The sequence below is a fragment of the Segatella salivae DSM 15606 genome (assembly GCF_000185845.1).
Taxonomy (GTDB): Bacteria; Bacteroidota; Bacteroidia; order Bacteroidales; family Bacteroidaceae; genus Prevotella; species Prevotella salivae.
Genome location: NZ_GL629647.1, coordinates 1,077,519 through 1,090,193, shown reverse-complemented (window position 1 = coordinate 1,090,193; position 12,675 = coordinate 1,077,519). Strand labels below are relative to the sequence as shown.

Below are 12,675 nucleotides of genomic sequence, written 5' to 3'. Positions count from 1 at the left end.
TTATTTAATAACAGTTGCAGCCAATCGTTTTGCCTTGTCACGCAACTCATTCATGTCGCTGTCGAGGCTGCCATAACATAGCATTACGCCCATTCTTCGGTTGACATGTTGGTCGGGTTTGCCGAAGATTCGAACGCGCGTGCAATCTTCTTTCAATGCCTCCATGAGATTATATGTAGGTTCATGGTCGGCGTTTTCTTTTGAAAGGATGACAGCTGAACAGCCGTTGTGCTCTAAATGAATAGCAGGTATGGGCCAACCCATAATAGCTCGCAGGTGAAGTTCAAACTCGTTGAGGTTTGTTGTGTGTCCCAACGTGACCATACCTGTGTCATGTGGTCTCGGACTTAGCTCTGAAAAGATGACTTCTCCCTGCTTGGTTAGGAAGAATTCTACACCCCAAATGCCGTATCCTTCCAATGCTTTTGTCACCTCGTTTGCCATGTGTTGAGCTTGTGATAAGGCTTCATCGGGGAGACAAAATGGCTGCCAACTCTCACGATAATCGCCTGATTTCTGCACATGACCAATAGGGGGACAGAAGATGGTTGGTGCGTTCTTTTGAGTTACAGTGAGTAGAGTGAACTCTGAATCAAAGTCAATGAACTCTTCAATGATAACCTCTTTAACGTCTCCTCTGCCTTCTTCCATGGCCTCATGGAAAGCAGCTTGCAGCTCATTATCATTATGAACATAACTTTGTCCGTGTCCACTTGAACTCATTAATGGCTTTACCACGCAAGGAAAACCAATCTCGTCTGCAGCTTGTTTGAACTCTACAAAGGTCTTTGCATAGTAATATTTGGCTGTGCGCAGGCCCAATTCACGAGATGCAAGGTCACGAATTGCGCGACGATTCATTGTGAAGTTGACCGCTTTTGCAGAGGGAACAACTTGTATTCCACGTTGTTCAAAGTCAAAAAGTCGCTCTGTTCTGATAGCTTCTATCTCTGGAACGATGATGTCAGGACAATGCTTTTCTACAGCGGCTGCTAAGGCATCACCATCCAACATGTTGAAGATTTCGCGTTCATCTGCCACTTGCATTGCAGGCGCTTCATTGTAACGGTCGCATGCAACGACATGAAGTCCAACACGTTTTGCTGCAATAGTAAACTCTTTTCCAAGCTCTCCAGAGCCTAAAAGCATGATTTTCTTTGTCATGGTTGGGGGATATTATCGATTAGAGGGTTATCTATTACCATACATTTCAGCGTAGTATTTCTGATAATCTCCGCTGGTTACTTCTTCAATCCATTGCTGATTGTCGAGATTCCACTTAATAGTCTTGACGATACCATCGGTAAATCGTGTCTCAGGATACCAGCCAAGTTCTTCTTTTATCTTAGTAGGATCGATGGCATATCGCTGATCATGGCCCAAGCGATCAGTCACATGAGTGATTAAATCGTTATTAATCCAACTGATATCCCAGTCGCCTTGCGCGTCCTTTACTTTCTTTTTGAGTACAGAACGCAAGTCTTTATCGGCTTCCATCATATCATGTATAGTCTTAATCGTTAGCTTTACGATGTTAATGTTGGTCATTTCATTGTGTCCTCCAACATTATATATCTCACCTTCACGGCCTTCTCGTACAACTAAATCAATGGCTTTGCAATGATCTTCCACATAAAGCCAGTCGCGAACATTTAGTCCTTCGCCATAGACGGGTAGCTTTTTGCCCTCTAAAATGTTATTAATCATCAATGGAATCAACTTCTCTGGGAAGTGATAAGGGCCGTAATTATTCGAACATCTCGTAATCGTTACGGGCATGTGGAACGTGTCATGATAAGCCATAACGAATAGATCTGCACTCGTTTTACTGGCACTATATGGGCTATGTGGACACAAAGGAGTCTGTTCTGTGAAGTATCCTTCGGCACCAAGACTGCCATATACCTCGTCGGTTGATACCTGGTGATAACGCTTTCCGGCTTTCCATGTGGGATAACCACATTCATCTTTGCCTGTAACCCAAGCTCTCCGAGCCGCATCTAAAAGGTTCTGAGTCCCTAAAATGTTAACATTCAGAAATAGTTGTGGGTCTTCTATACTGCGATCTACATGGCTTTCGGCTGCAAAGTTGACAAGATAGTCAATGTCATTTTCGGCAAATAGGCGATCAACGAGTTCACGATCACGAATATCTCCCTTAACAAACACACAACGTTTATCGTCAATATCATCTTTGATTGTACCGAGATTGCCGGCATAAGTGAGGGCATCGAGGATGATAACTCTAATGTCTTGGTCCTTATACTTACGGTAAAGGAGATACTTAATGTAGTTAGCGCCAATGAAACCAGCGGCACCTGTCACAAGATATGTCTTCATATTATCTATAATTTTGAATGTTTCTGTCCTAATGTTATTACTTCACAATCAGTGAATTTGTTTCCTTCAATCGTCAAACGAACTATGGTTCGTTCTTTATGCCAGCCTTGCATACCTGCTGCTCCGGGGTTAATGTGGAGAAGATTCAAGCTTTTATCCGGCATAATCTTAAGGATATGAGAGTGTCCAGAGATAAATAAGTCGGGCGGAGATGCCATGAGTTGCGGGACAATTGCACGTTCATAACGTCCTGGATAACCGCCAATATGTGTCATCATTACATCCACATCTTCGCATTTAAAGCGTAGAATCTCACGATAACGGGCTCGTAATTCATAGCCATCGCAATTGCCATAAACTGCTCGAAAGATAGGTTTCATCGCTTCAAAGCGGTCGGCAAGTTCCACGGAACCTATGTCTCCAGCATGCCATATCTCGTCACATTCGCCGAGATATAGCTCATATTTATCGTCCCAATAGGCGTGAGTGTCGCTGATAATGCCTATTTTCTTCATTGCTTAAAATGTCTTTTTATAAATGAAGTGATAAATTCCACAGTCTCATCTAAACCTAAGATACTGCTATTTACACAGAGATCATAACTCTCAGAGGCTCCCCATTTCTTACCAGTATAGTAGTTATAATAGATAGCGCGGGCCTCTTCACGTGCTGAAATATATTTTCTGGCTTCTTCTTCAGACACATGTTGTCGTTCGGCAACACGCTGAATGCGGTCTTCAAGCTTAGCCGTGATGAAGATATTCACTGTATTTGGAAACTCACGCAGTACGTAATCGGCCGTTCTTCCCACAAAAACGCAGTTGCCTTCTCGGGCAGCTTTGGTGATAGCATCACTCTGAAATTGGTATAAACTCTCTTGAGAGAAGTCGTTCTTATAGAAGTTATTCTCGCCCATTAGTGGGATATTGACGTGGAAAAGCGTATGAAGGAAGCCTTTCTTCTCATCATTTTGCTCAAAGAACTTCTCGCTAAAACCACTTTCTTTGGCTGCAAGATTCAAGAGTTCTCGGTCATAGAAGGCGCAGTTTAGTACCTCTGCAAGTTGTCTTGCAATGATTCTTCCACCGCTTCCGATTTGCCTTCCTATATTAATAATTATCTTTTGGTCTTTCATGTTGTATTTCATTATATTGTTTCTTGAATTTTCTCATGTAGCCCATCAGCATTAAAGCGGCTATGACGGCAGCGAAACCGTCCGAAAATGGCATTGCATACCAAACACCATTTACGCCAAACCACATTGGCATCACAATCAAAGCAGGAAGTAAAAAGATGAGTTGTCGCGACAAAGATAGGAAGATACTAATCTTAACCTTACCGATACTTTGAAAGAAAAAGGCTGTAACCATCTGACTACCTATGACAGGATACATAATCATGCTTAACCGAATGGCTTTCATTCCCAAGCGAATCAGCGTCGGATCTTTGGTGAATGCGCGTGCACAATAATAGGGAGCAAACATCCCAATGAGCCATCCTGTGAACACAACTGCCGTTGCTGCCACAATCGATAGCTTCACTACGCGAATCATTCTCATTAATTGTTGCGCGCCATAGTTATATCCTACTATCGGTTGCATACCCTGATTGATGCCCATTACGAACATAATGAAGACGAAAGAAACCTTATTTGCGATGCCGTATGCACCCACATCGTAGTCACTTCCGTAACGAACGAGCTGCTGATTAATAAAGATTACCACCATGCAGGCACATGTATTCATGGCAAAAGGAGATATTCCTATGCCGATGATGTTCCTCACTAAAGACTTCCGAAGCCTATAAGTTCCGCGCTGAAAATGGAGTAGTTCCTTCTTGTTACTAAAGATATGAAGCTGCCAAATAAGGGCCATCACCTGAGCAAGTATCGTTGCATAGGCCGCACCTTGAATGCCCCAACCAAATTCTACGATGAAGATATAGTCGAGAAGTGTGTTCATTGCAACGGTAAATATCGTGGCATACATGGCTTGTCGCGGCTTACTTGCAGCACGAAGTACGGCATTCATGCCGAAATACATGTGCGAAAAGACGTTTCCTCCCAATATAATCAGCATGTAATCTCGGGCGTATGGCAGCGTGGCATCACTGGCTCCAAAGAATCGAAGAATAGGATTGAGGAACAATAATGACACTATTGAGAAGCCAATTCCTATGATAAGGTTCAATGAAACCGTGTTTCCTAAGATGTTTTCTGCAGTCTTATAGTCTTTTTGTCCCAGCTTAACAGATATCAAAGTAGATGCTCCTACACCCACCGCTGCACCGAAAGCGCTTGCTAAATTCATAAAAGGGAAGGTGATAGCAAGGCCTGAAATAGCCATTGGTCCAACGCGTTGACCGATAAAAACGCTATCAACAATGTTGTAAAGCGATGCTGCCATCATGGCAACGATGGCCGGCATGGCATATTGTAACAGCAATTTCCCAACGGGTTGTGTGCCTAATTGCAGTGTAGCTTCCTTATTATCCATGATGCAAATATACAAAATTATTTTTGGTTTCACCTTGTTTATAAAGATGAAATGTAACGAAAATATGATGAATCATGCGGTAAATCGCTTTCAATCTCTTTTCAGTGGGCTGAAGTAAGCAGTCAGCTTGACAGCCAAAGAGACTTGGCAAGAGATTTGTTGCAATGCTTTTAGCGTCATATAATGCTATTAAAAACAAAGTGATATGCAAATAAAACAAGAAGAAAAGCCAACAAGTGGTCGTTTCGTTGCATTTGAAAACGGAGTTGAAATCGGTCAAATGGAGTATGAATGGGACGACAAAGAACGTTTCGCAATCACGCATACTCTCGTAGGAAAAGCTTATGAAGGTCGTGGCGTTGCACGCGCCTTACTTGATGAAGCCGTAGCTTATGCACGACAAAACAATAAAAAGATTCGTGCCGTTTGCTCGTATGTCGTAGCACAATTCGCCCGACATCGTGCGTATGATGATGTGAATAGTTCTAAATAATAATGCGTTCTGAGAGGTAGGTAGATAGTGTTTAATTGTAAATTAAATTCAATTCACATTTGCATTTGCCTCTACATTTTATTATCTTTGCCGTAGGGGAAGTGCGAAAGTGCTTTCCCTTTTTTCGTGCTTTGTTTTGTTCTTTTGGTAGGAAAGGGCCGAAATCTGTATTAATCCATATCGAATTGCTTTGCGAAGTGGGTCATTTTATGGAACAAACAGGCTGATTTTATGAGATAAAATGAATGGAATGATGCAGTCATTTCATGCGAATGAAAGACTCGTTGATTTTGATTTATCTGATAAAATAGATTTTATCGTAAATTAATTTGATTATTTTGTTAAATAACTATAATGCATAAAATACCCTTTTTGCCTTGCTTTTATCCGATTGTTTTAAGGATATCATGTTTCAGACAAAGGCAAGGCAAAAGAGGATGTGAGGTGTGTTTAATTCTTCTTCAATACAACTTGCTGGCTTGTAAACTCGTAAGCTTGGTCAAGCATGGCAAGAATCTGTGCCCATTTAGCCGCAGGTATGCGTTGCTGTTTATACACTTTATCAAAGTTTATGACGAGTTTTCCGTCACGAACTTGGGCTTTTGTTGTGAAGTTTACATACTCATTGTCTATGTTATTATTGAGTTTTTGCAAACTTTCAGGTGCAATAGAATAGCCAGAAGGAATCGTTAGGTTCATGGTTACAGTGTAAGTGCGGGGGAAATCAAAGATTAAATCCGCATCACGCTTACGATCTTTGCCCTCAATATGAGTTTGTTGTCCAAACAATTGACCTACAGAAACCACAAGATTACGGCCTGCCTTTTTCACCAATCCATCCATTTGATAGTCTGTTGTATAGACAAATGGGGTGTTGTTTTCAGCGTAATTGTCTACGTTTGTGGCATTAATCTTCATGGCAGCTCTATCATGATAGGCTTTGATTTCTTTTGAAAACCTCTCCGGAATGACTTGTTTGTCCTTCTCAGCTCGTTCAGTTGCCCTCGCCTTTGCTTCGCTTTCTTTATAGTTATAGATGTCAGATGAGGTCGTAACTTCATAGGGTTTGCCCCATGCTTTCACGAGATCTTCGCCAGTAGAATAAGTCGAAATGAGACCTTCTTTCTCGCAACCTGTCGTTGTGTTTTGACGCTTAATATTTAATATTCCATCTGTAATCGTGGCGTCAATCATAACTTTTTCTACATTGTCTGAAGCCTTAGAACCTGCTGTTTTGAATGTAGTGAATGGGCCTTTATAAAACCTTTTCGCCCTGTCTGTATACATTCCATCTCGGTTTTGATAAAGAGAGGGGATGACATTTGCACTTACTACGTTGTTCAAAGGAAAGTAACATTTCCCGTTTTTGAGCATAATTGCGCGCGAAACATCGATATAACTGATGAGCTGATCAAGGGGCTCGTTATACCAACTGGTTAGTATTGCACGACTATAAGGTACTTTCAGCATATCAAGAATTGTCGTAAAGAGCGTTGAAAAGTTATCATCGGTCTCTTGAGGTTGATTGAAATACAGTGATTGTAATACCCAATAGTTGTATATATAGTCAGCTTTCTCTTCATCACTTCCAAGCTTTTTAGCATTCTTAATGACCTTACCCGTCTTCTTGTAGAATACCCATTTGGGGCAGTGATCATCCCAATCAGTCCATGCATCCTGTTGAATCACCTTTGCATCAGGGTTTGCTTGCAGTCCCTTTTGCTTTGCACTCTGTGGTGTATAGAGTAAAGCGATGTTGTTGTTGGTAACATAAAGTAACGTGAATGGAGCCTGTGCAATAGGGTTGAAAGCATAGTTTGGCAACGTCTTATCTATGTTTTTAGCGTGCACATCAAGGGTAATATAGTCACCTTTTTCACCCGATTTAAAGTCTGGAGCGCCATTCATCGTGCGATATTGTGTACAGAGTTTCTTGTCTATTTCGCAATGAATTGTGTAGTCAAGTATTGGGTAATCAGCTCCAAAAAAGAATAAAGTTGGGTCGAAGTTATCCTCTTTTATCACGTCAAAGTCATAGACAAAATAGTCTAACATGTCGCCAACTTGCAAGTCAGGTACAGCCAGTTTGGCGCGCTTTTCTTGTCCTTTCTTGCCCTCGTTAGCGTCTTGATATTCGTCACTGCTTACCTCTTTGATAGTTCCATCGGGTTTAATGACGCGCACTCCAAGCACAGTTCGATGGTCTTCGCGAAGCAAAAGATCATTGAAAGAGCGGTCATACGTGCGGAAATCAAATGTAGAGAAGTTATCGAGTGCAGCTTTATCGTTTATCTTAACGAGATAACGTCTCAGATGATTTGCTGTGTTTTGCTTGAGGTTTGCAAAGGCAAAGAAGTTGAATTTCTTACTTAAGTCGATGGAAAGTTCCTCATATCGTGCCAAAATCACAGCCGATTCGTTCTTGTATTGCTCAGGAACAGTGCGGTTTTTGAATTGTGGAAGGTCCTTTTTCCATACGTCTTCTTTTACCTCTTTGACAAACTTTTGGTAGTCGTTGTCGTCAAACGCTAATGTTGGTAGTGCGATGATGGCCAACAAAAGCAAAGTTAATAGCTTCTTCATAAATATGGGTCTGTTTATAGATGAGTATTATTTATATGTTATTCGCTTTGTTATTTCTTCAATACTACCTGTTCGTTGCAAGCATCTTTCCATTTACTTATGGTCTCATTCCATTTTGGAATGTTTGCAATGGGTATGCGACGATGGTTGATTTGCATCTTTTGGTGGAAGAGAATGGTGTTTCCTTTCTGGCTGAATTGGCACGAAAGGACACCTTCTGGGGTAGAGAATGTGGCAGAAGGAGGCATATAATCAACCTTATATCCTGCTGGAATGGTCAATGAAGCCTGTCGAACGATGTTGCAACGCACAGGGAAATAAAAGTCATTTGCACGCCCTGTGGTGTCTATTCTGTTGTCAAAGAGGTTATTATGAGGGTTGAGTTCAACGTAGATTTCACCGTCAGCTTGTTGTATTGCAGGCTGATTGACGATGTCACCAACAAAGTTTGCCCACACATTTCGTGCGTCTTTATCTATCCATTTCACGTTATTAACCGTCATGTTATGCGTGTCAGCATTAAGATTATTGGCTAAAATCTCTTCGCTATTCTTGTTTCCTGCATCGTCAATGAGACTCATAAACCATTCTTTCATGTCGCCTCTTAGCAGATAGTTTGCTTTTCCTACAAGTGCATCTCCTTGCAAATGGTAAGCATAAGAGAGGCTATCAATGGACGAATCTGCCTTTTGTTGTGGTACGATTTGCATCAAAGGCTTGTCTCCATTCTCTATCATTGCCTCTGAACCTTGTATGTATTGTGGCGTATAAGTGTATGGAATGTGGTTGCAAGTAGCATCGATGTAGAAGGTCTTTCCTTTGTAAAAGAGCGTACAAATGACGTGGTTGGCGCCAGCAAGTGTAGGTACTTCGCTCATCTTAAAAGGTATTTCATCCGTTCCAATGTCGGTAAGTCGTGCGTCAAAACCTTGCGCTTTAAGGAGCGTTTTCAGTAATAAGGCCATACCTTTACAGTCACCATATCGTTTGCGAAGCACCTCTTTAGGCGTATCTGGGCGGTGTCCTGCGATGCCAGCTTCAAAGGCTACATAGCGAATATGGTCCTGAATCCATTGGTAAGTGTTACTAATCTTGTCCTCATCTGTTTTACTATGTGCGTTGATTTCTTGTAAAAGTTCCTTTAAATTGGGTATAGTGCAGTCTACATTTGCCATTTCTTTTGACCAAGAATAAAGCGCATTGGCATCTGAAAACGACCCCGTGATGAGCAAATATGGGTATACATTTGAGATAGGGGGCATCATTTTATCCTCTTTCATGCGGTCCGCATTGTGCAAAGTGTAAGTAAAGGTTTCGCCTTCTGGGGTAGAATTATGGGAGGTTTCAATATTAAAGCCCTTAAAATTCATTTCTTTGATGTGATAACCTGACAGTTGTTTAGGGATGGTTATCGTCAAAGTCTTATCTCGAATGAAATATTCTTCAAGGAGATATATGCGGGTAAAGTATTTGATATCTTTGAAAGTGCGTTCAAATGAGGCTTTACAAGTTCCACCTTTCTTATCAATGTATCCTCGAATGATACAGGCTTTAGTGTCATCATAGAATACATTCTCTGGGGTAATATTCTTATATAACTTCACTCCTCGCCCCGAAACATCGTCTAATGTGATATTCTCTCCGTAGAAAGCAGCTGTTTCTGGATTGACGGTTATAGCCGAATTAGATTCGTAAACATAGCGTTTCGTGTTCTTAACGATAGGATTCTCATGATCAAGTAACATGACATATTGGTCAGTACATTGCGAAATGATGATTTTATCGTCCCATTTCTGTGCATAAGTAGTGTTGAAACACATTGTCAGAAGCAGTGTTCCTGCCGACAATAAGAATGATTTTAGATTACATTTCATGTGCGTTCGTATCTAAGAAAAACAGTTGTCCGAATATAATATGAATCAGTCGCAAAGATAAATAAAATTTCATTAGGTTGTTCTTTAAGTTGTAACTATTTTCAGTGTGAACTGGTTTTCATCCGTTTTTCTTTGTTTTTATGAGATAAAATATTACTTTTGTACACTTGAAACCTAAGTATGTATCGATGAATAAAACTTCTTTCCTGTTCATGTTTGCATTTCTCTGCTGTGTGGCTTCTGCCTTTGCAAGAGTCAATGCCACCGAGATGATTTCTTATCCTGGTGGAAAATGCTATATGTTTCGCGTGACCTTGAAAGATAAAAACCATTCGCGCTATTCGTTAAATGCCCCATCTGAATACCTTTCGCCACGTGCAATTGAGCGACGAAAGCGTCAACATATTGCCATTGATTCAACCGATTTACCACTCAATGAAAGTTATTTGCATGCCATTTCGGCATCAAAAGAGTTGAAGATTGTGGGCAAAAGCAAATGGAATAACACCGTACTTGTGCGCTGTAGTAACCCAGGAAAGGTTTATGAATTATTGAAATTACCTTTTGTGAAGAGTGTTTTCCGCACATTCTCTTCACCAGATTCTATCACAAACTCCGTCAGATTGAACTATAAAAAGGAGTTTAATCGTTGGGATACTATAGCAGAAGGCAACCGTTTTGGCGTCACAAAAGAACAACTTCTCACGTTAAATGGGATTAAGATGCACGCCTCAGGATATCGCGGAAAGGGCAAGATGATTGCCGTCCTTGACGCTGGTTTTATGAATGTTGACCGTATTCCATGCCTGCAAAAATGTCGAATCGTGGGACAGAACGACTTTGTTGTGCCTCGTTCTAAAAGCATTTTCTCGGAGATGGAGCATGGAACGATGGTCTTTTCTGTTATGGCTACCGACCTGCCGGGTATCTATGTAGGCAGTGCTCCGGATGCTTCCTATCTGTTGATACGTTGTGAAGACCGCCAAACGGAAAGCATTGCAGAAGAGGATTACTGGGCAGAAGCAGTGGAATATGCCGATTCTATGGGGGTGGATATCATCAATTCGTCGCTCGGTTATCATGATTTTGATGACGCATCTACCAATCATCACTATGATGAAATGGATGGAATGACGACCCTTATCTCGCGAACGGCATCGCTGTTGGCCTCAAAAGGTATCGTGTTGGTAAATAGTGCAGGTAATGATGGCATGGGAACATGGAAGAAAATCAATTTCCCTGCCGATGCAAAAGATATTCTTACGGTTGGTGCAATCTCACCTTCGGGCGTGAATGCAGCCTTTTCTGGCGTTGGACCTACACAGGATGGACGAGTCAAACCCGATGTAATGGCCTATGGAAGTCCTACAGCTGTCATCTCAGGTAGAGGCACTATAGTCGATGAAATGGGTACTTCTTTCTCTGCACCCCTTATCTCTGGGATGGTCGCTTGCCTTTGGCAGGCACTGCCAGATAAGTCAGCTCGTGAGATTATCAGCCTTGTCATTGCGAGCGGAAACAATGCAACCACGCCCAATAATGTCTTTGGTTACGGCGTTCCTGACTTTTGGAAAGCCTATAATTCAGGTCGAAAATGAAAGCATTATCACTCTTTGAACTCAACAATCTCGTGCGAGAAGTCATCTCAACTGCCTTTGATAACGAGTATTGGGTTGAGGCTGAGCTCTCCGAACTTCGCGAAGTGCGAGGCCATTGCTATATGGAACTGATACAAAAAGAGCTTTTCAGTAACACGCCTGTAGCCAAAGCGTCAGCCAAATGCTGGAAAAACAAGTGGCAAACACTGCGCCCTAAGTTTGAGAAAGTTAGCGGACAATATCTTCATGCAGGGCTAAAAGTGATGCTAAAGGTTTATCCCGACTTCCACGAAGCCTATGGGTTTTCATGGATTGTGACAGATATCAATCCCGAATTTACTATGGGTGATATGGCACGTAAACGCTTAGAGATTGTCAAACAGCTACAAGCTGAGGGCATTTTCGACTTGCAAAAGGAGCTCGAACTACCGCTTTTTGCCCAACGAATAGCTGTTATTTCAAGTGCAAATGCCGCGGGTTATGGTGACTTCTGTCATCAGTTGAACGACAATTCCTATGGATTGAAGTTCTATACTCGCTTGTTTCCTGCCGTCATGCAAGGTGAGGAGATAGAACAAAGTGTGATTGCTGCCCTCAACAAAATCAATCAACGGATGGATGATTTCGATGTGGTTGTGATTATAAGAGGTGGTGGTGCCACGAGCGATATGAGCGGGTTTGACACCCTTTCGCTATCCGAAAACGTGGCAAACTTTCCACTTCCCGTCATCACGGGTATCGGACACGACCGCGATGAGTCTGTACTTGACATGGTTTCTCATACTCGTGTGAAAACGCCTACAGCCGCTGCAGCCCTCCTTGTAGACCATTTGCAAGAAGTTTATGAGCGTGTTCTCGATGCACAAACAGAACTTTTAACCAGTGTTCGGCATCGAATGGAAATGGAAAAAGCTCAACTTCAGCACCTTGGAGAGAAGATTCCAATGCTTTTTTCGTTATATAAGGAGCGCCAAGAGACTATGCTTGAACATAGGCTTCAAGCTTTAACAACGGCTATTCAAACCCATTTGGTGCAAGAAACTCATAGACTTGAGCAGTTGAAACAGGGCATAAAACCGACTATAGAACAACAGATGATGCGCGAAAACTATCATTTAAGCTTACTTAGTCAGCGTGTAAAGTCGCTCGATCCTACGTTGTTGCTGCATCGGGGCTATAGCATGACCATGTTAAATGGGCGAATAGTGAAAGACAAGTCACTGTTGAAGAGCGGTGATGAAATAGAAACAATACTTGAAAACGGAACCATTCTATCAATTATCAAATAAAGA

General features: G+C 41.8%; 10 protein-coding genes. 3 read left to right on the top strand and 7 right to left on the bottom strand.

What is annotated here, in order from left to right; all coding sequences use genetic code 11:
- From purT to HMPREF9420_RS04480, 5 genes are read right to left on the bottom strand one after another with little or no spacing between them, the layout of a single operon-like run.
- Entirely contained in the window at positions 1-1,164 is a 1,164-nt protein-coding gene (gene purT, locus HMPREF9420_RS04500; RefSeq protein ID WP_007134271.1) for a formate-dependent phosphoribosylglycinamide formyltransferase, read from the bottom strand.
- Between the two features lie 27 nt (positions 1,165-1,191).
- Positions 1,192-2,340, bottom strand: a complete 1,149-nt coding sequence (gene rfbB, locus HMPREF9420_RS04495) for a dTDP-glucose 4,6-dehydratase (protein ID WP_007134270.1) — start codon at positions 2,338-2,340, stop codon at positions 1,192-1,194.
- Between the two features lie 5 nt (positions 2,341-2,345).
- Positions 2,346-2,855, bottom strand: coding sequence for a metallophosphoesterase family protein (locus tag HMPREF9420_RS04490; RefSeq protein ID WP_007134269.1), 510 nt, complete (start codon positions 2,853-2,855; stop codon positions 2,346-2,348).
- Positions 2,852-3,475 (bottom strand): cytidylate kinase-like family protein, encoded by a 624-nt coding sequence (locus tag HMPREF9420_RS04485; RefSeq protein ID WP_044078767.1) that lies wholly within the window; start codon positions 3,473-3,475, stop codon positions 2,852-2,854. Before HMPREF9420_RS04485 ends, HMPREF9420_RS04490 begins: the two co-directional genes overlap by 4 nt.
- Positions 3,450-4,835, bottom strand: coding sequence for an MATE family efflux transporter (locus tag HMPREF9420_RS04480; RefSeq protein WP_007134267.1), 1,386 nt, complete (start codon positions 4,833-4,835; stop codon positions 3,450-3,452). The genes HMPREF9420_RS04485 and HMPREF9420_RS04480 overlap by 26 nt, the downstream gene beginning before the upstream one ends.
- A gap of 205 nt (positions 4,836-5,040) precedes the next feature.
- Here HMPREF9420_RS04480 and HMPREF9420_RS04470 point away from each other — a divergent pair, with 205 nt between their 5' ends.
- A complete protein-coding gene (locus tag HMPREF9420_RS04470; protein ID WP_007134265.1) occupies positions 5,041-5,328 on the top strand; it encodes a GNAT family N-acetyltransferase in 288 nt (95 codons plus the stop codon).
- Between the two features lie 450 nt (positions 5,329-5,778).
- On the opposite strand, the gene HMPREF9420_RS04465 is transcribed toward HMPREF9420_RS04470, so the two are convergent.
- On the bottom strand, positions 5,779-7,911 hold the full coding sequence (locus HMPREF9420_RS04465) for a DUF3857 domain-containing protein (protein ID WP_007134264.1): 2,133 nt from the start codon (positions 7,909-7,911) through the stop codon (positions 5,779-5,781).
- 50 nt (positions 7,912-7,961) lie between these two features.
- Positions 7,962-9,785, bottom strand: a complete 1,824-nt coding sequence (locus HMPREF9420_RS04460) for a transglutaminase domain-containing protein (RefSeq protein ID WP_044078765.1) — start codon at positions 9,783-9,785, stop codon at positions 7,962-7,964.
- 188 nt (positions 9,786-9,973) lie between these two features.
- On the opposite strand from HMPREF9420_RS04460, the gene HMPREF9420_RS04455 reads away from it, so the two are divergent.
- Together HMPREF9420_RS04455 and xseA are read left to right on the top strand one after the other, a co-directional pair.
- Positions 9,974-11,383 carry a S8 family serine peptidase gene (locus tag HMPREF9420_RS04455; protein ID WP_007134262.1) on the top strand — a complete coding sequence of 470 codons (1,410 nt, stop codon included), beginning with the start codon at positions 9,974-9,976 and terminating at the stop codon, positions 11,381-11,383.
- Complete coding sequence (gene xseA / locus HMPREF9420_RS04450; protein ID WP_007134261.1) at positions 11,380-12,672, top strand: exodeoxyribonuclease VII large subunit; 1,293 nt, start codon at positions 11,380-11,382, stop codon at positions 12,670-12,672. Before HMPREF9420_RS04455 ends, xseA begins: the two co-directional genes overlap by 4 nt.
- The last annotated feature ends 3 nt before the right edge of the window (positions 12,673-12,675 follow it).